This is a genomic window from Peribacillus sp. FSL K6-5616 (genome assembly GCF_038008245.1).
Classification (GTDB): domain Bacteria; phylum Bacillota; class Bacilli; order Bacillales; family DSM-1321; genus Peribacillus; species Peribacillus frigoritolerans.
This window is the reverse complement of record NZ_JBBOYT010000001.1, coordinates 993,010-1,018,158: the sequence shown is the minus strand read 5'-3', so window position 1 is coordinate 1,018,158 and position 25,149 is coordinate 993,010. Positions and strand designations below refer to the sequence as shown.

The window sequence follows — 25,149 nt, the reverse complement described above, 5'->3', positions numbered from 1 at the left end:
GACAAACATGAAAACGAGGCATAAATTCACCACATATCTACTTATTGTTATTTTACCATTAATTTTTCTCTCTATCATTTATTGGATTCATTTAGAACGTTCCCTTCTAAAAGAAAGACAGGAACAAGCTGAATGGGCGGGAACGGTTTATCAAGAATACATAGATCAAGTTATAAGGGAAACGAAGGAAAACCTTGAGCTGCTTAGCCTTAGCAGTTCCGTGCTTTATATGGATGACAAAAAAACCGAACTGCTTATGAACTGGATCAAAGATACAGATTCCAGGTATGCCGGAGTATATTGGCTAAATCGCGACGGTGTTTCCATTTCGGGTACGAATAAGAATTTCCATCATTACCATTTAATCGAACAAAATGATATGGAACGTGCAGTGAAAACTCAAAAAGCAGTTGTTGCAGGAACAAAGGAGCTTTATAACGCTCATTTTAATTATTTTTCCATTTTTGCTCCCATACTGGATCAAGCTAAAAAAGTGCAAGGGTTTTTATTGGCACATATCAGGCTGGATCATATGGAAAAAACATTAAAAATGCTCAGCCCTGGTCATACCTTTATATTGGAAACAAAGGACAAAACCCGAATTTTAGATATAAATGCCGAGGGATTCAATGGACATTCAACATGGGTGGATGTTCCTTTGACCGAAGTCGATTGGACACTGTCCGTCAAAGTGCCCGACAAGATTAACACAAATAACATGAATGTTTTTTTAATGCTTGTTTTTTTCACCTTCTTTATTACTCACATGATTTATATCATCATGGAGGAAGTGATCGTTCGCAGGCATGCCAAAAAACAAAAATTACTAAATGAAAACCAAAAAATAGATTTTGTCGGTACATTGGCTGCAAGTACTGCACATGAAATAAAAAACCCACTTACCGGCATAAAGGGGCTAGTACAGTTACTGGTTGAAAAACACCCTGAGGAGCAAGATCAGTTCTATTACTCTGTAATCATGAAGGAAATTGAACGGATCAATAGCATCGTCAGCGAATTTTTGATTTTAGGAAAGCCAATGGTACAAACTTTATCCTTATATGATATTCGCAGTATCATTGCTGAATTGAGACCAATAATAGAATCAGAAGCACGTCACTTCAATATTGAAGTGGAATGGAATATCATAAAGGAGCCAATCCTGGTTCATTGTACAAAGGACCAACTCAAACAAGTCATTCTCAACATTGCCAAAAACGGTTTCGAGGCCATGGAAGTTGGGAAAAAGTTAAGGATTCGTATTCACCATGAAAATGAATGGGCTAAAATCATGATCATCGATAACGGGCAAGGATTGAATGAAAAAGATATAGGGAAAGTGTTCGATCCCTTCTATACATCGAAAAAAGAAGGAACGGGATTAGGGCTATTTGTGTGTAAACGAATCATTGAATCTTTTAACGGCACCATCGAGTTTTCAAGTAAACCTCTGGTCGGTACAACCGTTACAATCAGCTTGCCGCTTATAAAAGACCACACTTAGCAATACTTTGAAGAGTTTTCGGTTTTTTCATGAAGACTAGTAACGATCCCGATTTTTTCAAGGTGTCATGCATACGGTGCATGCTTCTTGAATCTATTTATGGAATAGGTAAAAATCTTAATCAGGAAGAAGGATATATACAGATGGGAAGTATCGCTGCCATTAAAACAAAACCGCAAAAACAAGATATGACTCTGAAAATCATGATCATCATAGGCATATGCCATTTAATGAATGATTCTCTTCAGGCCGTCGTACCTGCCATGTTCCCAATCCTCGAAAAATCAATGTCGCTTTCGTATACACAGCTTGGGATGATTGCATTCTGCCTGAATATCGTCTCATCGCTCCTGCAACCGGCAGTTGGGTTCTATACGGATAAAAAACCATTTCCATATGCATTGCCCATTGGGTTGACCAGTACTTTAATCGGGGTCATCATTCTCGCAATTGCCCCAAACTATACCATTATCCTTGGTGCAGTCATCCTGATGGGCTTAGGGTCGGCCATATTCCATCCGGAAGGCTCCAGGGTTGCCTACATGGCAGGCGGACCAAAGAGGGGCCTAGCACAATCCATTTATCAGGTCGGCGGGAATAGCGGGCAGGCACTTGCCCCACTCATCACAGCCATCGTACTTGTTCCATTTGGTCAGAAAGGCGCACTCTGGTTTGCCCTGGTTGCCTTAATGGCCGTTATCCTATTGCTGTATATTGCCAATTGGTATTCCCAAAAATTAATTCACTTCCAGCCTAAGAAGCTTGCTGCAAAAATAATCAATAAAGAGCGGTCCCATAAAGTGGCCAAAGCCCTGGTATTGATTTTATTCATAATCTTTGCCCGTTCCTGGTATGTATCGTGCATGACGAACTTTTATAGTTTTTATTTGATCGAGCAGTATTCATTCACGATAAAAGCCGCACAATTTTTCCTATTTGCCTTTTTGGCAGCTGGTGCTGTAGGTACATTTTTCGGAGGCCCGCTTGCTGATAGATTCGGACGTAAAAACATCATTTTCTTTTCTTTCGCTGCCAGCATGCCTATAACCGCACTTTTACCATTCGTACCTCCTACAGCCGCTTTTATCTTATTATTGATAGCGGGATTCATTATCATGAGCAGTTTTTCCGTCACGGTAATATACGCACAGGAATTGGTTCCGGGAAAAGTCGGTACGATGGCAGGCTTGACCGTAGGTTTAGCCTTCGGAATGGGTGCCATTGGATCCGTTTCATTGGGAGCCATTGCAGATATAATTGGAATTGAATCCATGATTAAGCTAGTGGGATTCCTGCCATTACTGGGGATCATCAGCATATTGCTACCGTCTGATCTAACATTGAAAAAATGGTATGCAGAAGATTGATGCAAAATGGTTTTTTCCAGGAACATATTCTTTATGTCTAAATACAATGAATTATTGTTTCACCCAAAAATTCGCAAAGAAGTAACGATAAGTACCTTACAAAGGAGAAATTTATGAGTGGAGTTTTATTAGGCAGCATCCTATCTGCTATGTCTACAGGGTTTGGTGCGTTACCAATCTTGTTCATTCAAGGTTCAATCACACATCGATTCAGAGACACGCTACTGGCATTTACCGCTGGAATCATGATGGCAGCTTCGTTATTGAGCCTGATCCCGGAGTCTCTGGCCACCGGAGGGTATATTCAGCTAGTAATTGGGGTTTTTCTCGGGGTAATGACATTAACGATCATGGAACAAAACATTCCTCATATCGATCTCAGCCATACGAAAAGTGGTATTCAGTTCGATGAAAAGGCTTTGCTCATCATCACTGCCATTACACTCCATAATATTCCTGAGGGGCTATCTGTCGGGGTCAGTTACGCCTCTGATACAGCTGATACAGGTAACTTGATCGCTTTTGCCATAGGCCTGCAAAATGCTCCGGAAGGCTTACTGGTCGCCTTGTTTTTAATTAATCAAAAAATCGGTAAACTCACAGCATTCCTGATTGCAACCTTAACCGGCACCATCGAAATAATTACGGGCTTACTGGGTTATTATTTAACCTCTTACATTGGGTTCCTGGTTCCATACGGCCTAGCTTTCGCCGCCGGGGCCATGCTTTTCATCGTTTATAAGGAATTGATTCCCGAAAGCCATGGGGATGGTAATGAACGCACATCCACCTATTCCTTCATTATCGGCCTTTTGTTCATGGTCATATTATTGGAAGTTTTATAATTGCGGGACTTCCATGGCTGGCTCAAACAAGTGAGTCAGCTCTTACTTTTTATTTATCAGTGTAATCCATTCAGAAAAATTAAGACTTCTAAACCAATCCGATGCATGAAGGACACCTTCTGGTGGCCTCCCCTCGATATATACCCCAAATCCAAAGGAAATTCCAAAGATATATTCTTGTTTATATAAGTCTTTCTTTATTTGTTTTCAGATATGATTCATTTCACCGGAAATCACACAAAGCTGATTGTCTCTTGCCTGTTAATATAAAAAGTCATGGGCATTCCATTTCCTTCTAAAAGGAAATGTCATCATTAAAGGGCTGCTGTACAATAACAACCATTTCTTCGCGCTTATTTCTCACTTCCACTGATGAATGATGTTGAAGGATCAGGTACTCATTTATAAGTTTGTCAAGCTGCTCACTTTGGCGAAGGGTATACTCATGGCCAATTCCATACATTTTCGCCAACTCCATCATTTCCCAACGCTTCATTCGAATCTCAGAACAAATTTCCGTTGCACACCTAGAATTCATAACTACATTCACTACTCCTGCCCTTTTAAAGTTACATTATAATAAAGAAGTATTACAAAATATGCCTTATATGTAAATAGATTCGCAAAAAAAGACAAAACTTCTTAAATTGCGATATGGCTTTGTCCATCAGCAGACAGGATATGACGGAAATTCCTAAGCATAAGCATCATATATTGATCAGGAAGATTTCATATGAAGACAGCTCCGAAAATCGCTTTGAAAGATCCCCCCATTTGGATGCTATTATTAGTTTTCGCTTATTCAATTCGAGCAGATAATTTCTCAATGATTTAAAAGCAGGACAGCCCCTTAAGTGAAGGGGAAAAATGTTTATCATTATTACAACCCTCATTTGAAATCCCAGGATAATAATGATGGAACAAAAAAGGAATCCGATAAAGGATCCCTAATGTAATATCCATGCTTTCCGTTAACTTAAGAAAGGTATAGAGCATCCCCTTCTACATTACTCGAATGGCAAATAAATATGAAAACTCGTCCCTTTTCCCACTTCGCTTTCCACTTCTATATAGCCATTGTGTTCTTCAATGATTTTATAGCTGACCATGAGCCCCAGCCCTGTTCCCCTATCCTTCGTCGTATAAAAAGGTTCACCCAATTTTTTTAGCATTTCCGTTGAAATCCCCATGCCTTTATCGGTAATTGAAATGCAAACGTATTTCTCTGAAAATCGGCTTGTTTTAATGTGAACAGACCCGCCATCCGGCATGACTTCCAATGCATTTTTGATGATATTAATGAACACTTGCTTTAACTGGTTCGCTTCACATAAAACCTTACATTCATCATCTTCAAAGTTTGTCTCGAATTGAATATTTTCCAACAGTGCCTGAGCGGCCAGTAATTCCAGTGTCTCTCTCAATATGGTATGAACATCCTGTTTGAAAATTTTTAGCGCCTGCGGCTTTGCCAGTACCAAAAATTCCGTGATAATGGTTTCGATTCGCTTAATTTCGGATGTAATCACATGAAAATATGTGGAAAACTCCCCTTTAACACCGTCCTCAAGCAACTGGATAAAACCTTTTAAGGCTGTCATTGGGTTCCTGATTTCATGAGCAATACCTGCCGCCAATTCACCAACGACATTCAAAGTATCCGATTTACGGATTTGTTCCTGCATCTCGAGATTTTTACTCACATCACGGAAAATGCTTAAATTCAGGTTCGAATATAAATTTTTCCTCGTCAAAAATTCAATATGCTTAACTCTTCCATCTTCGAATGTTATCGGAATGATGGAGGAGTATACCTCATGCTTATAAACATTTTCAATATGAGCATTCAAGACTGGAGCATTTTCAGGAATTTTTTCGATGAATCCCTTAACAGATAAAGAAAGCAGTTTGCGCTTCGAAATCTCCAATATTTTCTGACCCGCTTCATTAATATCCGTGAACCCTTCATGATTCCATAAAATCAGGCCGTCTAATGTTCCCTCAAAAATCTTCCTGAACTTCTTCTCACTATCCCTTAATTCCTTCTCAATCAGCCAGCGCTCACTGACATTTCGAAAGATCGTTACGTTATATCCGTCACCTTCATGTTTTTTTGCAGTCAATTCCAGCAATTTAATTTGGTTATTAGGCATTTTATAAATCAGCTCACCCCGCACCTGGGTGTCTCTTTCAAATGTTTCCATCATCTGACTAAAATGGTGATTATTGCTGTAAACGTATTTCCAGATATAACTGCCAATCAAATCCTCCCTGCTGGATTCGAATATTTTACACGCTGAATGATTGACCCGAAAAATGATCCCGTCATCATTCCAGAATATGATTGCATCCATGGACTGGTCGAATAATTCCGCAAAAATCCGTTCGCTCGTCTCTAACTTTTTTTCTATTATATTTGATTCTGTAATTCTTCCAAGCACAGACATATATAGTTCATTTCCTACCGTTGAACTTATCGAAAAAGTAAAATGATGCAGTTCATCCCCGACCTTTATCTCTACCTCCCCTTTATAGTTCGACTCATCAAAGGCTCTTTGTATGCTCTCATCCCAATATCCCCTATAATCTGGGGAGATGAGGTCCCTCATATTCTTACCGACAATCTCTTTTTTCGGAATGCCCAAGGCATGGATAAAGGCATGGTTCACTTCCATTATTATTCCTGAACTGTCGAATAGAACGATGCTTTCTATGGCTGTATCGAAAATGTCCAAAAACATCTGTCTTGACATCCCTGTTTCCCTTGACGAAGAAACATCCAATGTCACATCCCCCAAACGATAGAACTGCTGTCCTTCGGAAAGTGATTTCATTCGTATAAACTCTATTTGCTTAAGGGCTCCGGTATGTAGCTGGATAATTTGCCTTTCACTTTCATTCGAGGTTTTTAGGGTGCTTGACACTTCCTGGTTATTTAAAGGGATGACATCGAGAAAATCAGTTATCCTCATGGACTCCAGTTGATCTTTAGGTGTTTCCAGCAGGGCACAGGCGGCATCATTGGCATAAGTGAGACGCAGTTCCTCATCAACCCTGATATAAGGCTCTGACATTGAATCGAACATATTCAGAAACCCTTCGATCTGTTTATTCAATTTTAAAATTTCCTGTTTATATTCCGCTTCATTCTCATAACCGATATTCATATTAACCCCCCTCATCAAAACCCATACCTACCCAACTTTATTCGACATCCATCTTGATTTTCCTCGGTATTTTTCGAAAATCAGCGCAAACACCTTTATCCAAAATTAACCTATATATCAAATGATAGTATATTGAAAGCTGTAAAACTTAGCGTTAAGCTTAATTTAAGGTTTTTATAATAAATTTAATAAATAATGATTTAGTACAAGGTATTTAGGGAATAAGAAATAGCAATGCTTTCTAGCTACCTTAAAATTTATTAAATGGAGGCAATAATGAAACAACGTGATTTTTTCTTCGATAACGCCAAGTTCATTCTCATGGCATTTGTCGTCTTTGGTCATTTGCTGAATACGTATATACATGACAGTGAAACGATATATGCTTTATATAAAACCATTTATTCCTTTCACATGCCTGCCTTTATCCTTGTTTCAGGATTCTTTGCGAAAGGTTTTTATCAAAAAGGGTATTTGGGTAAAATCACTAAAAAACTGATTTTACCCTACATCATTTTCCAATTGATATATACCGTTTACTATTATTTCTTATATGAACGTTCTGCCATCACTGTAGACCTGCTTGACCCCCAATGGTCGCTATGGTTCTTGATCAGTTTATTCTGTTGGAACATCATGCTGCTTGGTTTCTCAAAGCTAAAGCCATCGGTAGGCATAGGTTTATCTTTAATAATCGCATTATTGATTGGTTATATAGACAATATTTCCAATTACCTTAGTCTCTCCAGGACATTCGTTTTTTTCCCGATGTTTTTGATCGGGTACCATTTAAGCAAGGAACATTTAAAAAAACTATTCACTCCCAAAGTTCGTTTGGCATCACTTATTGTCATGTTAGTGATTTTTATCGGTTTTTATTTAAATACCGATATTAATTATAAATGGCTGCTCGGTTCGAAACCATATGCCGAACTTGAAGATGCGACAATCGTGTCCATGTTTAAACGCCTAGGATTTTATGGATTGAGCATCATTTCAGTGTTAAGCTTCCTTTCGTTCATCCCACGCAGACAATATTTCTTTACGAATTGGGGTAAACAAACCCTTTATGTGTATCTGCTGCATGGTTTCTTCATTCGTTTCTTCCGCGAAAGCACCATACAGGAATACTTCAGCAATACAGAGAGCTTTATCATGCTCGCCGGACTCTCTTTCTTGATTACCGTGTTATTATCAAGTGAAATGATCGCTTCCATGGCACAGCCGATCATCGAATTGAAGGCGACCAAAACAAAACGATTCATGACTAAAACGAAAGACTATATTAAACAAGCTTTTTAAATAAAACGGATGAAGCATTTCCTGCTTTATCCGTTTTTTCAAATTCGATTTCTTATCCGACTTTCAAGCAGCAAAGATTCCCCCTTCAATACCATAACTCATTTTTCAAATGGAGCACGCTATGGTAAAATTACTCGTTAGTGCTTGTTGGCTTAAAAAGACATGTACACGAAAGGAGCCAGGCGTTTCTTTTACGCCCTTTAACATGAATATAATAATCAGTACTCTTAACGCAAAATATATCCATACATCGCTATCCATCCGATATTTAAAAGCTTACGCCCAGCCTGATTATGATGTCCAGCTGGCAGAATATACGATAAAAGATCCAATTATGAACATAGTTGGTGACCTTCATTCCAAAAAACCTGATGTCATAGGGTTCAGCTGCTATATTTGGAACATCGAGGAAACAATGAAAGTCGTAGCCATGCTAAAAAAAATCAACCCGGAATTGGTCATCATTCTCGGCGGACCTGAAGTCACCTATGATGTTGGGGAATGGCTTGATCAGATTCCCGGGGCTGATTTCATCGTAATCGGTGAAGGTGAAGTCACCTTCAAGGCCCTTTTATCTGAAATTGAAGGTTCGAAAGACTATAAGAAGATCGGCGGCATTGCGTACCGACAGGATGGAAAAAAAATCATCCAGCCTCAGAACGGCAAGGTTGATTTAAAATCCCTCCCTTCTCCATATCGTTTGGAGGAAGACCGCGGCGACCTATCTAAACGTGTCACCTATATCGAAACTAGCCGAGGTTGCCCGTTCAGCTGCCAATTTTGCCTTTCATCGATTGAAGTGGGTGTCAGGTATTTTGATCGTGAAAAGATTAAAGAAGATATCAGGTACCTTATGGCTAATGGTGCAAAGACCATTAAGTTCGTTGACCGAACCTTCAATATCAGCCGAAGCTATGCCATGGAGATGTTTCAATTCTTAATCGATGAGCATCTTCCCGGTGTGGTTTTCCAGTTCGAAATCACGGCGGACATCATGCGTCCGGAAGTTATCCAGTTCTTGAACGACAATGCCCCTGCAGGACTGTTCCGCTTTGAAATAGGGGTACAATCGACGAATGATCATACGAATGATCTAGTAATGAGAAGACAGAATTTCGAAAAACTGACCAGGACCGTAACCATGGTAAAAGATGGTCAGAAAATTGATCAGCATTTAGACCTTATTGCCGGTTTACCGGAAGAAGATTATCATTCTTTCCGAAAGACCTTCAATGATGTTTTCGAGCTTAGACCCGAAGAGATGCAGCTTGGTTTCTTAAAGATGCTTCGTGGAACCGGCTTACGGATACGAGCCGATGAACACCAATATATATACAGCGAACATGCTCCTTATGAAATATTGGGGAATAATGTTTTATCCTTCGATGACATTGTCCGCATAAAACAAGTTGAAGATGTACTTGAAAAATACTGGAACGATCATAGAATGGATCATACTACAGAATATCTTGTCAAAACGGTATTTCAATCACCGTTCGACTTCTTTCAAGATTTCGGTACCTATTGGGATGAACAAGGGTGGTCACGAATCGGCCATCAGCTTGAAGACTTGTTCAGACGTTTACAGCAGTTTTTGGCTTCCCGGGAATCTGCCGAACTGAAAAACATTATCGGACTCATGAAATTGGATTATTTCATGAATCAAAAATACAAACCACGTAAACCTTGGTGGGAAGCTTCATTAGATAAAAGTGGTCGGAAAGAGATATATGAATATATTCTCAATAAGCCTGAACAGCTTGGTTCCTCTTTCACCGCTTTGGCCCTAAATGAAAAAGAAATACACAAACACACGTTGCTCGAGGCACTTCCCTTTGATTTGGAAACGTATTTAGCCGAGGGAACAATCGTCGATAAACCTTCATTCATGCTTGCCTATTTTGATCCTAGTGGTAAGGGATCAACGATTTTCCCTCTTTCAAAATCCGGCAGCATCATGCTTTAATAATAAGGACGGACCCAAGGCTGGGTCCGTCCAGTTTGTAGACAAAAGGGGTTCGGAATTAAAAAATTCTGAACCCCTTTTGAAATTCCCTTTGAATTTTCGCCTAAAGTTTAGAGATTGGGGCTCTACGAGCCCACTATGTTAGGCCATTTTTGGACCTTGCCATGTCCAATTGGCCATCTTCTTTAAATTAATGGCAGCGAAAGTAAGCATCGCCTGCATCGACAATTTTTTAAGTCCCCTTAAAGTAGTCCAACGCATACCATGCTTTTCTTTTGCATCTGCGAATACACGCTCAATCGTTTCTTTACGTTTTGCATATATAGGTTTTACATCTTGATGATGACGCAGATGATCTGCTTCTTCCACATGTGTTTGCCAGATATGCCGTGTCACCACTTTTTGACAGTCTTTGCTTTCTGTACACCGAGATAAAAATGAGCATGTTGTACAAATTTGTTTTGGCGATTTGTACTCGCGATAGCCCTCTTTATTTGTTGTTGAGTACTTTAAAGTTTCGCCCGAAGGGCAAAGGTAACAATCAAAATGTTCATCGTATACATAGTCCTGTTTGCGGAAAAATCCTTCTTTGGTGCGAGGACGTGTATAAGGTAAAGCCGGTATGATTTCTTTGTTAAATAGGTAGCTTGTAATCGCTGGTGTTTTATAAGCTGCATCTGCGGCAACGGCTTCCGGTTTTCCAACTTTCTCAATCACTTGTTCAACTAGTGGCTCTAAGATCTGACTGTCATGTGTATTTCCAGGTGTTACAATCGTTCCCAATACAAAACCGTTGCGGTCTGCGGCCGCGTGGAATGAATAGGCAAACTGTTTTGTTCGTTCATCTTTCACATAGTAGCCACTCTCAGAATCCGTTGTACTTTCTTTAATCTCTTTGGTCTCTTCTTTATCAAATTTATCTGGTGGAAAAGGCTTTTTTCCATGGTTTTCACGATCTTGATTGATTTCTTCTTGAAGACGTCCTTGATACGCTCGTGTTTCTTTACGAACGATTTTCTTTTCAAATTTCCGTTTATTCGCACTGGCTTTCACATGTGTGGAATCCACGAAAACGTGTTCAGCACTTATTAACTTTTTATTAGCAGCTGTCATTAAAATGCGATAGAAAATCTGTTCAAACAGATCTGTATCTTTGAAGCGTCGCTCATAATTTTTCCCGAACGTAGAGAAATGAGGTACTTTATCATGGAAACCATAGCCTAAGAACCAACGGTAAGCCATATTGGTTTCAACTTCTTCAATCGTTTTACGCATGGAACGAATACCGAAGGTATATTGAATGAAAGTCAGTTTAACTAAAATAACTGGATCAATACTTGGGCGTCCTACCTCTGAATACATATCTTTCACCAAGTCATAAATGAAAGTGAAGTCAATGGCAGCCTCCATTTTACGAACCAAATGGTTCGGTGGCACCAATTGATCTAAAGTAATCATTTCAAGTTGATCTCGCTGAATAGAATCATGTTTAGAAAGCATCCTCATCACCTCAAGTTTTAATACTTCTATTTTAAAACAAACATGACTCCAGGCAAAAGTGTTCTATCTAAAAGGTAAGACAAAGTTGATTGGAACGGAAGGTACGAGACTCCTGCGGGAAAAGCGCGTCTAGGGGAGACCCCGCAAGGCGAAAGCCGAGGAGGCTCCCCGACCGCCCGCGGAAAGCGAGTGCCTGGAGTGGAAATCAACGTCCAAATTGTACAAGCCATAAAAATAGACAAACTCGATTTTCATCGAGTTTGTCTACAGTCTGGACGGACCCAAGGCTGGGTCCGTCCTTTTTTACTTATCACTTTCACGTTTTTTATTTTCTTTTGCCAAAATTTCATAAATTTTAGTTGCGTTCATATCGCCGCTGAATTCGATTCCAAATTCAGTCCGTACATGTTCACCCATCTTTTCCCCGCTGTTCCGTTTTTCTTTATCCATTACTTCTTCCTTTTCTGCCTTGCTTTGAATTGCGGTTGGCACCTTTCATTGCATTTTCCTCCATTGCGAACTCATTGGAAAATTCATTTTCAGCTTGATTTCTTTTTGGCGTTTTACTTGCTTTGACAGCTCCATCCACATTGGCTTTCCGTTTCATTTTCATCCACCCTTTTTAATATAGTTTACCTTTTAGAATGGGGTAAAAATGCCGGAAATTATTCAGGGATAATATAGGGACAGACGAGAAAAATAACCGTAAAACGAAAAGGGAGACACTACATGAAAAAGAAATTGGATTCACCAATTGTCGACGATACACAACCACACCAAATTAACGCACCAAGCTTTAAAGGGACCGGCATAAAACCACAGGCTCCATTCGTCAATGATTATGGAGTCGTAATTGGCGACAGTAAATATGCCTCTGAAAACTCACCACTCGAAAACTGGAGCGAAGATACAGACCCGGAAATCATGGCTGGAGACGAATGGGTACACCCCACCAATGATATAGGCTGGAATTCAACTGAAAACCGCCAACTATTAGAGTCTAAAATAGCGCCGCAGCCGCCTTTCATGCATCCAGATAAAGATGTTAGCACTGATACGGATTGAGGCGTGCTTTCTTTAGGGTCAAAGGAACAAGTGAAATCCTAGAAGGGGTGCATCATACACCCCTTATTCTCATTTAACCTGCAAAATCAACTTCCCTTTCGTTTGCCGGGCGTTCATTTCCTCATGAACGGCTGCTGCCTTTTCAATTGGGTAGATGCCCCCGATAGTTAACTTAAGCTCCCCAGACGCAACGTATGCAAAAAGGTCTTGAATGCTAGGCAACAGCAAATCCGGGTGTTTCATGATCTGTGGCAGGAAAAAACCCACGACGGATTGATTGCGCCTCATTAATTGCTGCGGGTTCATCGTATAAGGCTTACGACTTGCATTACCAAAAACAACAAGACGTCCAAAGGGAGCCAAACATTTCAATGTTTTATTGAAAATATCCCCTCCAGCCATTTCCAGCGCGACGTCTACTCCCTTTCCTCCCGTGACCTCACGGACTTTCATTTCCCATCCTTCTTGCGTGTAATCAATGAGTTCATCTGCCCCCATCTCTTTAGCCAGTTCCAACTTTTCCACTGTACTGGCGGTGGCAATCACTTTTCCAGCCCCGAAGATTTTGGCTAACTGTACGGCAATCGTTCCCACTCCCCCAGCAGCAGCATGGACCAATACCGTTTCCCCCTGTTGCATGCGTCCCATTGTCTTAAGAATATGATAGGCGCTCAGACCTTGGAGGGGCAAGGCAACAGCTTCATGGAACTGAATGGCATCAGGAAGCGGAATGGCCGAGAATTCATCAGAAAGGGCATATTCTGAATATCCACCAGATTCAATTAAGCTGACGACCCTTGTACCAGGTTTGATTTTGGTCACCTTTCCACCAACTTCCACCACTACGCCAGCCACTTCCGCACCGGGAATGAACGGAAGCGGCGTAGGAACTACATATTGCCCTTCCCTTCTGGCTGTATCTGCATAATTGACGCCTACACAATCGATTTCAATCAGAACTTCATGCCCTGTTGGCACAGGCCTTTCCATTTCAGTCAATTTCAGTACTTCCGGTCCGCCGTATTCTTCAAAATGAATAGCTTTCATCTTTATCCCTCCCTTATTAATTTCCTGTAAATTCCGGCTTTCTTTTTTCTTTGAATGCTGCTACCCCCTCCAGATGATCTTCCGTGGAAGCCATCAAGGTTTGCGTAATACGTTCCTGTTCCAGTATTTCATCAAGTGTAGCCGTAAATGAATGGCTGACGAGCTTTTTCATCATCCCATATGCTTTTGTCGGTCCATTTGCCAGTTTTACCGCAAGTTTCAATGATTCCTCTTCAAGTTGATTGAGTGGATATAAATAATTAATGACACCAAGCTGATATAAGCGTTCCCCAGAAATTGGCTCGGCCGAAAAGAAGAGCTGCTTTGCAAGGTGGGGCCCTACCAATTTAGGTAAAAAATACGAACCCCCTCCATCAGAGATCAGGCCTACCTGTGAAAAACTCATGGCAAATTGACTATCATCGGAAGCCACGATCAGATCACAGGCGAGTGCCAAATTGAATCCGGCACCAGCAGCAAATCCATGGACGGCAGCGATTACGGGAACCTCGGAAGCATCCAGAGCCAATATGCATTCATTCATTCTGCCAACATGATCATACAATTGACCTGCAGAGGCCTGCCCCATTGACTTGACGTCGCCTCCTGCAGTGAATGACCTTCCCGCCCCTTTGATGATGACTGCCCTTATATGCGGTGTTTGTTTTACATCCTTAATCGCTTTCGTTAAGCTTGCAATCATATCCGGACTAAATGCATTCAAGCTTTCAGGGCGATTCAAAGTCAGGATCATTACATTATCAATTACTTCTTTCAATAAGTGTTCTTTTAACATTTGCCCATCCCCTTTTTCTATTTGATCAACCAGCCGCCATCCACCAATAAATCCGTCCCAGTCATATAGGAAGCCTCCGGGGAAGCAGCAAAGGTAATGACATTACTTATTTCCTCCGCTTTCCCCACTCTTTCCAGTGCCGTGTTCCGTTGAATGGACTTTACGAATCTTTCATTTTGCAGTCCATCCTCCGTCAATGGCGTTTCAATGAATCCCGGTGATACGGAATTGACCCGAATGCCGACTGCAGCGAGTTCCAGTGCCAAAGATTTCGTTAAACTGATGACTCCGGCTTTAGCAGAGCTGTAATGCGGGATGAACGCTCCTGCCTGATGTCCTGACAGTGAAGCCACATTCACGATTGCCCGATTGCTGGAACCTTCATTTCCGCCACTAGCTCCTTCTTCCATCAATTTCCCCAAATACTTGGAAACTAGAAAGACACTTTTCAAATTGACATGTTGAATCATATCCCAATCAGCTGCAGATGTATCCAGGAGCTTTGAGGACTTTGAACCACCTGCGTTATTGATTAAAATGTGAAGGTCACGATATTTTCCCTTCACATACTTGGCCAGCTCCATTACCTCTTCCTCGACGGTAACATCTGCAGGGAAAATATCAGCAACCGGAATCGGGTGCCTGGCATTGATTTCTGCAGCTGCTTCCTCCAGCTTTCCTTTCGTCCGCCCTACCAACAGCACTTTTGCCCCTTCATCCGACAAGCGCATCGCCGTAGCTTTCCCAATACCAGAGCCTGCACCTGTAACCACCGCTATTGACTGCGAAAACCTCATCCCCTTCACTCCTTTTCTGTATTTTTGAACTACGTTTCCTGCCTTTTCAATTCCGCTTCGATCCTTCCATCCACCAACTCTGGGACAAGATCCAACGAACCTTTTTGCGCCGCCAATTCCAAATCGGCGATCAAACTATGTTTGTCAAACAACTGTCCGACATACGATGATTTCAGGATATCAAAGGCATTTTCGCTATTCGTGCGATAAAGCGCATTGGCAGCCTTTGCTGCATCGTTGAGTATGAACGTACCTTGTGATCCAGCAATCAGGCAATCTATCAAATGGCCTGCACCGTAAAAGTCTTCCAGACTGAATTCACCTGAATTTCCCGAACAAACGATGAGGATCGTTTCTGTTTTATGATATTTTTTTATTTTTTCCGCAACAGACGGATTATTCAACAAAGAAGCAATATAAACCCTTTTGGCAGCGGCTGAATTCCTCAACGCGACCGTTCCATTAGTAGTGGACAATATTAAAGTTTTACCGCGTACCAACTTACTCAATAGCGTTGGACTTGGATACATTAAATCATCAACCGGCTTTGCCTTTAGTTCTCCTGCCACTACAAAATCCCCATGGTCCAATTCCTGGCTTTTCACCAAGGCATCCAGTGGATCCATGACAGGTATCACCTGGCGTGCTCCATCATGAAGTGCTGAAATAATCGTGGTAGTCGCTAATAACACATCCAGGATGACCGCAACTTTCTCCCCTTCTTGAAGCTTTTCCACATCTATCTCTTCTTTTTTTAGTAGTAAATGAATGTTTTGAATATATTCCATTTTATTAAACTTCCTTCGCAGCTACATCTGCAGCATGAGTGAGTAAGCTTTTAACCGTTTTTCCAAGATTGGAAAAACGGGGATCATCAGTCTGGCCTTTTTTATATCGATAATAGATTTGCTGAAGGATGACAGCTAACTTAAAATAACCAAAGGTTAAATAAAAATCGACGTTGGTAACATCCCTGCCACTTCTTGCTGCATACGTCTCGATAAATTCCCTTCGAGTCAGGAAACCAGTTAAAGTCGTGACGGACGCTTGACCCACACCGATTTTGATAAGTTCCGGGTCACCGCTTTCCGTCCAGTAGCTTAATGCCACTCCTAGATCGGCTAGCGGATCACCAACGGTGGACATTTCCCAATCAAATAAACCAACCATCTCTGTAAGGTCCTGATTGAACATGGCATTATTGATCTTATAGTCATAATGGATTATTGAAGTCTGGCTATACTTCGGGATATTATGTTGAAAATAATTAATAAGCGGACGAATTTCCTTGATTTCATCAGTCTTTGCTCTCTCATAGCGGGAAATCCATCCGTGTACTTGTCTTTCAATGAACCCTTCAGGTTTGGATATTTCGACCAAACCCGTTTTCTCATAGGGAATCGAGTGAAGATCAGCAAGCCGATTCACCATCACATATGAAAGCTGTCGGCACTTTTCAACAGTAGGCTCGATTCCCTTGGGAAATTCAGTATCTATTACAATTCCATGTTTCCTTTCCATTAGGAAAAAAGGGGCCCCCGCAACCGATTCATCATCCGAGAACAGAATAGGCTCGGGAGCTGCTTGGAAATATGGGTTGATTGAGGAAAGGATATGATGTTCACGCTTCATATCATGTGCCTTTGGAGCAACAGGGCCAAGCGGCGGCCTTCTGAGAACAGCCTCCCACTCACCAACTTTCAGCTGATAGGTCAAATTGGAATAGCCCATGGAAAATTGTTGTAATTCCAACGGTTCATTTGGAAGGTCCAATACATTTTTTCTTAGGAAACCTTCTAATGCAGCAATATTCAATTCCTCGCCGGGCCGAACAGGAATCGTATCGTCAACCATGTTCTTCCACTCCTTTAGACTTTGTCATTCTAATTATGAACAAGATGTGAAATGAGCTTTTCTTTAATAAATTCAGGAATAGGTTCACTTTTTTGTTTCAAAAAATTAAAACAGACTAAAACTGCGCTTCCTTTAGCAATCACTTCCCCAGTTTGTGAACAGAGGATATCATGGACCATATCACAGCTTTTCGTACCTACCTTTGTCAAAGATGTACGAATGGTCAAGAGTTGATTGAAATATCCCTGAGCAATAAAGTCGCATTTGGTGGAGGCTAACAAAAAATTCCAAGATTCTACATTTGTCGCTAGGCCTAAAGCTTCAAAAAATTTCATGCGTGCTTCTTCGAGGTATACGAAATAGCTTGTGTTATTGATGTGGCCCAAAGCATCCGTTTCGGAAAAACGGACGCTGACTTCCAATTCATGCATAAGACCCCTCCTTGATTAACGATGTACGAAAGCAGGTTTACGTTTATCCAAGAAAGCGGAAACCCCTTCTTTAACATCTTCAGTTTGGAAGATTTCTTCAAACAGATTCGTTTCAATCTCTAGACCTTTTTCAAGTGTTGCCTCACTTCCTTCATTAATCGCCTTCTTGATTCTCGAAAGTGCCTGAAGTGAGTGCCTTGTCATTCGTGAGGCCAAGATTTTCGCTTCCGATAAGCCGCTGCCTTGCTCAACGACTTTATTGATAAGCCCAATCTTTTCCGCTTCCGCGGCACCAAGCGGATCACCGGTAAATATAATCTCTTTTGCCTTTGCATTACCTACAAGTCTTGACAAACGCTGTGTACCGCCACCTCCAGGGAATAAGCCTAATTTCACTTCCGGCAGTCCGATTTGAACTTGTGTTTCAGCTACTCGCAAATCACAGGCCAGTGCCAGTTCGCATCCGCCGCCTAAGGTCAGGCCATTTAATACAGCCATCGTAGGTTTAGGAAACTGTTCGATTTTAGTTAGGACGGCATGACTTTCCTTTACCAGTTCTTTCATATTCGGGTTCCCCATCATGCTAGGGAATTCTTTTATATCAGCCCCGGCCGCAAATGCGATATTGCCTGCACCGGTTATGAGTACCGCAACAGTTTCAGTATCTTTTGAAAGTTCATCGAAAGTTTCTCCCAATTCTCTGAATACTTGTTTGCTGATTACATTTAATGGAGGATTATCGATGGTGATGACCGCAAGCTTATTTTCCTTAACCACTTTAATTAATTTTGTCATCAATTCTTCACTCCTTGGTTTGGATAATCATACCAGCCTTTTCCTGTTTTCCTGCCTAAATGTCCTTTATTCACCTTTTCTTCTATACAAGCATTTGGCTTGTCTTCTGGATTTCCAGTTTCATTGAAACGCTGCTGCATGACAAAATACCCTACATCAATACCTGATAGATCCATCAGTTCAAAAGGACCAATGGGATGGCCTAAAGCTTTCCTGCAAATCAAATCGATATCCTTATAGCCAACAATTCCTTCTTCATACAAATATAAGGCCTCACGCTGCAACGCTCCCAAAATTCGGTTGGCTACGAATCCCGATATCTCTTTCCTCAACAAAACTCCTGTCCTATTCATATTCTCTGTGACTTCCATTGCAAGCTTCGCTGTTTCCTCGGATGTTTGGTCACTCATTACAACCTCAACACAATCCATTACTAGAGGCGGGAAAAAGAAATGCATATTAATGAACTTATCCGGACGATTCGTCACATTCGCAATCAGGCTATTGACAATCGTTGAACTATTCGTGGCAAAGATGGTTTCTGCTGGGGCCAGTTCTTCAAGTTTGGCGAAAACCTCCTGCTTCACATCAAGTTTTTCAACTACCGCTTCAATGATCAAATCAGCCCCACTGGCCGCTTTCTCAAGATCGGTGGTATATTGAAGACGGCTAAAAGCAGCCAATTTACGATCTTCAGACAATTTTCCTTTTTGAACCCATTTAGTCAAAATGACGTCCAATTTTTCTTGGGCTGCATTCAACGCGTTTTCATGAACATCCTGAAGAATCGTTTCGTAACCTCCTAGTGCAGCAAGCATCGCAATTTGGTGCCCCATCTGCCCAGCCCCAATAACGGTAATTGATTGAATTTGCTTGTTGGTCATGCCTTCTATCTCCCTTCAACTAACCGGTTAGTATGTAACCTGGTCACGCTTCAATTCCCTGCAGAATCATCCCCATAAAAATGGCTGCAACTTCCTGTTCGGTTTTTTCACCTTCTGGGTCGAACCAATGATAGCTCCAATTGGCAACACCCAAAATAGCAAAAGAGATGATGGATGCATCGAGATTGGAACGCAGTTCTCCGCTCTCGATGCCACTAATCAGAACTTGCTCGATTTTATTACGGAACTCATCCCGCTTAGGAAGGATTTGTGCAAGCTTATCGTCACTTAGATTCTTCATTTCACGGAAAAAGACCGTTGCGCTGGATTTTTTGGTTTTAATGCTCTTTAAAAGCATCAAGACCATATCGAAAAGTTTATCCTTGCAGCTTTTCCCAGGTTCCAACATGATTCTTTCCTGCTCACTAAGCAACTCGTCTATATAAGCTAGATGAATATCCATTAGCAACTGCTCTTTGCTCGTAAAGTAATAATAAAACGTTCCCTTCGTCACTCCGACCGATTCGACGATATCAGAAATCGACGTTTCACTAAAGCCCTTCTTTTCAAATAAGCGTATGCTATGTTCTGTCATTTTTTCTTTCATGTATGCACCCTCGCAATCTGTTAAAATTTCAGCTGAATTGATATCATACGCTCTCGTGCCATCAAAGCCCTCTTACTTCCTGGAAAGTTCTTCTCTTAAAGCCCGCCTTAAAATCTTTCCGACATTTGTTTTCGGTAACTCTTCACGAAATTCAACGAAATGCGGAACTTTATAAGCCGATAGGTTTGCACGGCAGTAATCGATGATTTCCCGTTCATTGGCCGTTTTATTATTTTTAAGTACAAGCACCGCTTTTACCGACTCCCCTCGGTAAGCATCTGGAACTCCGATGACAACCGCTTCCTGGACAGCTGGATGTTCATAGAGAACTTCCTCGACATCTCGCGGATATATATTATAACCACTTGCGATGATCAAATCTTTTTTCCTGTCGACAATATAGAGGTACCCATCTTCATCAACTTTGGCGATATCACCCGTATAAAGCCAACCACCCCTTAGGGTCACCGCCGTTTCCTCCGGCATATTCCAGTAACCTTTCATCACTTGAGGTCCTTTGACGACCAATTCCCCCAATTCGCCAGATGCCACTTCTTTCGTTCCGTCTCCCAGGTCCATCACCTTATATTCAGTCGAAGGGACACCAATCCCGACGCTCCCAGGTTTCCTTTTTGCAAATGCCGGGTTACAATGCGTTGTTGGCGAAGCTTCCGTAAGACCGTAGCCTTCCAATATCTTCGCACCTGATTTTCGTTCGAACTCACGCAGCAGTTCCACGGGCATCGGTGCACTTCCGCTGTTACAGACCTGAATGGAGCCCATTCCATATTCTTCTGCCTTCGGATGATTCGTCAACGCTACATACATGGTCGGTACACCAGGAAAAGTGGTCGGCTGTTCACGCTTAATCGTTTCCAGTACTTCTTCTATTTCAAATCGTGGCAGCATGATGGAGTCACCCGCGATATACACGGATAAATTCATTGCGGACGACATTCCAAAAACATGAAAAAGCGGGATGACCGACAGCGTTCTTTCTGTACCTATTTTTAATTCATGCTTGAAGAATTCATACGTTTGAACGACATTGGCCAGAATATTGCTGTGTGTCAGCATCGCCCCTTTTGAACGGCCAGTCGTTCCTCCTGTATACTGAAGAACGGCTATATCATTTTCCGGATCGATTGATACGGGATTGATTTTGCCGTCTCCTGTCTTCATGAATTGATCAAAAGACGCATCAGGCTGAAAATCTGCTTCCGAAGTCTGCAGGCTTACGACGATAATATTTTTCAAATTTGCATGTTGCTGCACACTTTTCACTTTCGGGTATAATCCATCCAATATAACGATCGTTTCTGCACCGGAGTCCTGTAAGATATGCTGCAGCTCCCTTTCAACCAGCATTGGGTTGATTTGGGTGATAATGGCCCCTGTTGTCAATGATCCATAATAAGCTATGACGTACTGCGGACAGTTAGGCAGCATGATGGCGACACGATCACCTTTTTGAACACCTTTTTTTTGCAAGGCTGAAGCAAAGGCTAGCGACGCATGAAAAAGTTCCTGATAAGATATCTTTCGGTCATAAAAAGTAATAGCTGTATTGTTTGGATGGGACTCACATGCATTTTGAAGGATTCTTTGCATCGGGAACTCAGGGACTTTTATTTCCTTTGAAATTGAATCAGGATAAACGGAAAGCCATTTTTTTTCATTCATCATTTCATACCCTCCAGCCATATTTACTTACCTTTCATTACTTTGCATGTGAACCCCCATCGACGATCAAAATATTTCCAGTCACAAAATCAGATGCCTTTGAGGCCAGGAAAACCGCTGCCCCTTTCAAATCATCATCACTCCCTAACCTTTTTAACGGCGTGGAATCCAGGATAGGATTCTTTCCTTGCTCAAGAACCCCTTTCGTCATTTTTGTCGGAAAGAAACCTGGTGCGATTGCATTAACATTGATATTATGCTGACCCCATTTAACGGCCAAATCCTTCGTTAAAGTAATGACCGCCCCTTTACTCGTATTATATCCGACCGTATCGAGCACCCTCGGGTCGGTACCCCCTAATCCGGCAACGGAAGCGATGTTTATGATTTTCCCATGTCCCTGCTCAATCATTACCCTGCCTGTTGTCTGGCTCATGATAAAGGTTCCGGTTACATTTACATTCATCACCTTCTGCCACGCTTCAAGAGGCATGTCGACGGCTGGTGCCCCCCAGGATGCCCCGCTATTGTTTACTAATATGTCGATGACACCAAATTCACGGTAAGTTTCGTTAACGACTTCCTGTACATCTGACGGATTGGTGATATCACACTTGAAGGAAAGCGCCCTGACTCCAAGTTTTTGGATTTGCGAAGCAACTTCGTCACATGCTTCCTTCTTCCTTGAACAAAGTACGACATTTGCCCCAGCTTCGGCAAAGCCTGTCGCTATTTGTGCTCCCAACCCTCTCCCTCCACCGGTTATGATCGCCGTCTTTCCAGTTAGATCGAATAAGTCGGTAACTTTCATATTTTCACCTCATGCTTTTGTTGGTATTTTCGAAGTTCTATTTTAGCAACTTGTGAGCGATGAACTTCATCGGGACCATCAGCAAGCCTTAAAGTCCGTGCATTGGCCCAATGAGCAGCAAAAGGGAAATCATCGGAAATCCCTGCAGCTCCAAAGCCTTGGATGGCCCTGTCCAGTACATTCAATGCCATATTTGGTGCCACCACTTTTATCATCGCGATCTCCGCCTTTGCTTCCTTGTTCCCGACAGTATCCATCATATAGGCAGCTTTTAAGGTCAGAAGTCTTGCTTGTTCGATTTCAATCCGTGAATCAGCAACCCACTCCATGATTACACCTTGTCTCGCCAATGTTTTACCAAAAGCGACGCGCTCTTGAATGCGCTTACATAATTCTTCAAGTGCTCTTTCAGCAGCGCCGATCAGCCTCATGCAATGATGTATCCTTCCCGGTCCAAGCCTTCCTTGGGCAATCGCAAATCCTTTTCCTTCACTCCATAGAATATTCGTAGCCGGGACCCTCACATTTTCAAACGTGATTTCGGCATGGCCATGCGGGGCATGATCATAACCAAACACAGGGAGCATTCTCTCGATTTTGACACCCGGTGTATCGAGCGGGACAAGAATCATTGACTGTTGTTCATGCTTGGCCGCCTCAGGATCTGTCTTACCCATGACGATGGCAATCTTGCATCGGGGATCGCCTGCTCCTGAAGACCACCATTTTCGGCCGTTGATGACATACTCATTACCCGTCCTTTCAATCCTGCATTCGATATTGGTCGCATCGGAAGACGCCACTTCCGGTTCCGTCATCGAGAAGCATGAACGGATTTCCCCAGCAAGCAAGGGCTTCAGCCAGCGTTCTTTATGTTCATCCGATCCATATCTCACCAACACTTCCATATTACCAGTGTCCGGCGCATTACAGTTGAAGATTTCAGGTCCTATCGTCGACCTACCCATGATCTCGCAAAGCGGGGCATATTCTAGATTTGTTAAACCCGCGCCATAACCGCTATCAGGTAAAAATAAATTCCATAATCCTTCTTCTTTTGCTTTTGCCGTCAATTCAGATAAAATCGGGGGAATTTCACTCCAGCGGCTTTCCTGTGCTTCGAGCTGCTTTTTGTATATTGATTCATTTGGGTAAACGTGCTTCTCCATGAATTCCGTTAACTTCTTTTCCAGATTTTTCACCTTTTCAGTATGTTCAAAGTTCAAATTGAATTCCTCCTTTTAAACTTACTAACCGGTTAGTATGTTATTACTTTTAAATTATATACACAAGATTCTGATTTTTTCAACAATTAAACCTTTGTTTTCTTGTCATTCAAGATCCCGTATCTTGACCTTTTCGTTCTCACTATATTGCTTTTGTTGGACGGTTGGAAATATACAAACGATTTTCGTACCTTTTTTCAGTTCACTTGTGATGAAAACTTTTCCTCCATGCTTTTCGATGATTCTAAAACAAACGGAAAGACCCAAACCCGTTCCTGATGTTTTTGTAGTGAAAAATGGTTCTCCTACTTTTTGAAGGGAGTTTTCCGGAATACCATCCCCTTCATCCAAAATGCTCAAAAAAACTTCCTCATTTTTTTCATTTATGCTCACAAAAATATTTCCGCCATTCGGCATCGATTCTATGGAATTTTTTATCATGTTTATTAGCACTTGCTTGATTTGGTTTTCATCAAAATACATAAAAATTGGTTCTGAATCATAATTTTTATGTATTTGAATATTGTTCAGTACGGCATTTGTCTCCAACAGCGTTACGGCATGGTTACAGCTTTCCTTTATATCCTTCTCAAGGAATACCGCCCCAGTGGGTTTCGATAGCAGCAAGAGTTCATTCAGCACTTTCTCGATTCGATTTATTTCCGAAAAAATAATATCGTAGTATTCCTGCTTTTCGGCACCGCCATCTTTAATCAGCTTCACGAATCCCATTATCGCCGTCATCGGATTCCTGACCTCATGTGCAATCCCAGCCGCAAGTTGGGCAGCCGTTGATAACTTGCTTGATGTGATTGCCAAATGTTCGTTTAGGCTCACAAGCTTTTCCTCTGCATGTTTACGTTCATTAATTTCCGATAATATGCCCGCTGTCCCGATGAATTTCCCAGCGTCATCGTAAATAAGTTTAACGAATGCCTCAACCCAGCTTGTTCCCTTTTTCGCATTTAGTTTAATGTCCGCACGAAAATATTTATCCCCTCGATGAAAGGAGTCCGCAAAGGCCTTTAATACGTCTTGATAAGAATTGTTATCCATATGTTTAGAAAAGTGAAGCCCCAGGGATTCATTTACGGATGCACCACTCATCGATTTCCATGCCGGGTTTAAGTACAACCATTTTCCTTTATCATCCGTTTGGAAAATAACCTCATTGAAGCTATTGACCAATTCTTTAGAGTAATTGGAGAAAATGCGATAACGCCCTTCGCTATCCTGCAATAAAGCTATCGTTTTCCGTTTATGATCATAGATGGCACCCAAACACCAGGCTATGGTTAAAATTACGATTAAATATATTCCTGCAAAGGCGGAAAACCTGCGTTCTTCATGACCCAGCCACCCTATATAGGGTAATATCAATACAAAAAAAAGAGTAGGGACAATGATCCTTCCAGTATATTTCTTCACATTCTCCACCTCCTTACCTAAATGGTTTATACTACATCCGATCGAATTCCAAGTAAGGGATCAATTTATGCATA

At 41.6% G+C, this 25,149-nt stretch carries 24 protein-coding genes; 6 read left to right on the top strand and 18 right to left on the bottom strand.

What is annotated here, in order from left to right; all coding sequences use genetic code 11:
- The first annotated feature begins 7 nt into the window (after positions 1-7).
- The 3 genes from MHB45_RS04870 (at position 8) to MHB45_RS04860 (ending at position 3,716) form a co-directional block, all read left to right on the top strand.
- Positions 8-1,504: an ATP-binding protein gene (locus tag MHB45_RS04870; protein ID WP_161798611.1), complete on the top strand. Its 1,497-nt coding sequence runs from the start codon at positions 8-10 to the stop codon at positions 1,502-1,504.
- A gap of 143 nt (positions 1,505-1,647) precedes the next feature.
- On the top strand, positions 1,648-2,871 hold the full coding sequence (locus MHB45_RS04865) for an MFS transporter (protein ID WP_048678249.1): 1,224 nt from the start codon (positions 1,648-1,650) through the stop codon (positions 2,869-2,871).
- A gap of 113 nt (positions 2,872-2,984) precedes the next feature.
- Complete coding sequence (locus MHB45_RS04860) at positions 2,985-3,716, top strand: ZIP family metal transporter (protein WP_048678228.1); 732 nt, start codon at positions 2,985-2,987, stop codon at positions 3,714-3,716.
- A gap of 295 nt (positions 3,717-4,011) precedes the next feature.
- Here MHB45_RS04860 and MHB45_RS04855 read toward each other — a convergent pair whose 3' ends face one another.
- The gene (locus MHB45_RS04855) at positions 4,012-4,254 is read right to left on the bottom strand and encodes an aspartyl-phosphate phosphatase Spo0E family protein (RefSeq protein WP_048678230.1); all 243 of its coding nucleotides are present in this window, start codon (positions 4,252-4,254) and stop codon (positions 4,012-4,014) included.
- A gap of 469 nt (positions 4,255-4,723) precedes the next feature.
- A complete protein-coding gene (locus MHB45_RS04850; RefSeq protein ID WP_176702843.1) occupies positions 4,724-6,883 on the bottom strand; it encodes a PAS domain-containing sensor histidine kinase in 2,160 nt (719 codons plus the stop codon).
- Between the two features lie 276 nt (positions 6,884-7,159).
- Here MHB45_RS04850 and MHB45_RS04845 point away from each other — a divergent pair, with 276 nt between their 5' ends.
- Entirely contained in the window at positions 7,160-8,185 is a 1,026-nt protein-coding gene (locus MHB45_RS04845; RefSeq protein ID WP_340907457.1) for an acyltransferase family protein, read from the top strand.
- 205 nt (positions 8,186-8,390) lie between these two features.
- The gene (locus tag MHB45_RS04840) at positions 8,391-10,151 is read left to right on the top strand and encodes a B12-binding domain-containing radical SAM protein (RefSeq protein WP_072272671.1); all 1,761 of its coding nucleotides are present in this window, start codon (positions 8,391-8,393) and stop codon (positions 10,149-10,151) included.
- A gap of 141 nt (positions 10,152-10,292) precedes the next feature.
- Here the strand turns inward: MHB45_RS04840 and MHB45_RS04835 are convergent, their stop codons facing one another.
- The 3 genes from MHB45_RS04835 to MHB45_RS04825 form a co-directional block, all read right to left on the bottom strand.
- A complete protein-coding gene (locus MHB45_RS04835) occupies positions 10,293-11,651 on the bottom strand; it encodes an IS1182 family transposase (protein ID WP_072272405.1) in 1,359 nt (452 codons plus the stop codon).
- 303 nt (positions 11,652-11,954) lie between these two features.
- Positions 11,955-12,101 (bottom strand): hypothetical protein, encoded by a 147-nt coding sequence (locus MHB45_RS04830; protein ID WP_164468810.1) that lies wholly within the window; start codon positions 12,099-12,101, stop codon positions 11,955-11,957.
- Positions 12,094-12,258, bottom strand: coding sequence for a hypothetical protein (locus MHB45_RS04825; RefSeq protein ID WP_057278994.1), 165 nt, complete (start codon positions 12,256-12,258; stop codon positions 12,094-12,096). Before MHB45_RS04825 ends, MHB45_RS04830 begins: the two co-directional genes overlap by 8 nt.
- 122 nt (positions 12,259-12,380) lie before the next feature.
- Here MHB45_RS04825 and MHB45_RS04820 point away from each other — a divergent pair, with 122 nt between their 5' ends.
- Positions 12,381-12,716 (top strand): DUF3905 domain-containing protein, encoded by a 336-nt coding sequence (locus MHB45_RS04820; RefSeq protein WP_048680429.1) that lies wholly within the window; start codon positions 12,381-12,383, stop codon positions 12,714-12,716.
- Between the two features lie 69 nt (positions 12,717-12,785).
- Here the strand turns inward: MHB45_RS04820 and MHB45_RS04815 are convergent, their stop codons facing one another.
- The 13 genes from MHB45_RS04815 to MHB45_RS04755 all read right to left on the bottom strand — a co-directional run bounded on the left by MHB45_RS04815 (position 12,786) and on the right by MHB45_RS04755 (position 25,075).
- Positions 12,786-13,763: a quinone oxidoreductase family protein gene (locus MHB45_RS04815; protein WP_048680433.1), complete on the bottom strand. Its 978-nt coding sequence runs from the start codon at positions 13,761-13,763 to the stop codon at positions 12,786-12,788.
- A 16-nt stretch (positions 13,764-13,779) separates the two neighbouring features.
- Positions 13,780-14,559 carry an enoyl-CoA hydratase/isomerase family protein gene (locus MHB45_RS04810; protein ID WP_034314172.1) on the bottom strand — a complete coding sequence of 260 codons (780 nt, stop codon included), beginning with the start codon at positions 14,557-14,559 and terminating at the stop codon, positions 13,780-13,782.
- A 17-nt stretch (positions 14,560-14,576) separates the two neighbouring features.
- On the bottom strand, positions 14,577-15,356 hold the full coding sequence (locus tag MHB45_RS04805; protein ID WP_048680437.1) for an SDR family NAD(P)-dependent oxidoreductase: 780 nt from the start codon (positions 15,354-15,356) through the stop codon (positions 14,577-14,579).
- Positions 15,357-15,385: 29 nt separating this feature from the next.
- Complete coding sequence (locus tag MHB45_RS04800; RefSeq protein WP_226990422.1) at positions 15,386-16,144, bottom strand: 2-phosphosulfolactate phosphatase; 759 nt, start codon at positions 16,142-16,144, stop codon at positions 15,386-15,388.
- A gap of 4 nt (positions 16,145-16,148) precedes the next feature.
- Positions 16,149-17,210 carry a phosphotransferase family protein gene (locus MHB45_RS04795; RefSeq protein WP_048680439.1) on the bottom strand — a complete coding sequence of 354 codons (1,062 nt, stop codon included), beginning with the start codon at positions 17,208-17,210 and terminating at the stop codon, positions 16,149-16,151.
- 29 nt (positions 17,211-17,239) lie between these two features.
- Positions 17,240-17,641: an acyl-CoA thioesterase gene (locus tag MHB45_RS04790; protein WP_048680441.1), complete on the bottom strand. Its 402-nt coding sequence runs from the start codon at positions 17,639-17,641 to the stop codon at positions 17,240-17,242.
- Positions 17,642-17,656: 15 nt separating this feature from the next.
- Positions 17,657-18,436 carry an enoyl-CoA hydratase gene (locus MHB45_RS04785; protein WP_048680443.1) on the bottom strand — a complete coding sequence of 260 codons (780 nt, stop codon included), beginning with the start codon at positions 18,434-18,436 and terminating at the stop codon, positions 17,657-17,659.
- On the bottom strand, positions 18,436-19,320 hold the full coding sequence (locus MHB45_RS04780) for a 3-hydroxyacyl-CoA dehydrogenase family protein (protein ID WP_048680446.1): 885 nt from the start codon (positions 19,318-19,320) through the stop codon (positions 18,436-18,438). The genes MHB45_RS04785 and MHB45_RS04780 overlap by 1 nt, the downstream gene beginning before the upstream one ends.
- Before the next feature lie 43 nt (positions 19,321-19,363).
- Positions 19,364-19,927 carry a TetR/AcrR family transcriptional regulator gene (locus MHB45_RS04775; RefSeq protein WP_048680450.1) on the bottom strand — a complete coding sequence of 188 codons (564 nt, stop codon included), beginning with the start codon at positions 19,925-19,927 and terminating at the stop codon, positions 19,364-19,366.
- Positions 19,928-19,999: 72 nt separating this feature from the next.
- Positions 20,000-21,610 (bottom strand): long-chain-fatty-acid--CoA ligase, encoded by a 1,611-nt coding sequence (locus tag MHB45_RS04770; protein WP_048680480.1) that lies wholly within the window; start codon positions 21,608-21,610, stop codon positions 20,000-20,002.
- A gap of 37 nt (positions 21,611-21,647) precedes the next feature.
- Positions 21,648-22,421 (bottom strand): SDR family oxidoreductase, encoded by a 774-nt coding sequence (locus MHB45_RS04765; protein WP_048680453.1) that lies wholly within the window; start codon positions 22,419-22,421, stop codon positions 21,648-21,650.
- Positions 22,418-23,647, bottom strand: coding sequence for an acyl-CoA dehydrogenase family protein (locus MHB45_RS04760; protein ID WP_072272670.1), 1,230 nt, complete (start codon positions 23,645-23,647; stop codon positions 22,418-22,420). Before MHB45_RS04760 ends, MHB45_RS04765 begins: the two co-directional genes overlap by 4 nt.
- Before the next feature lie 105 nt (positions 23,648-23,752).
- Positions 23,753-25,075, bottom strand: a complete 1,323-nt coding sequence (locus MHB45_RS04755) for an ATP-binding protein (protein WP_072272669.1) — start codon at positions 25,073-25,075, stop codon at positions 23,753-23,755.
- Positions 25,076-25,149: the final 74 nt, after the last annotated feature.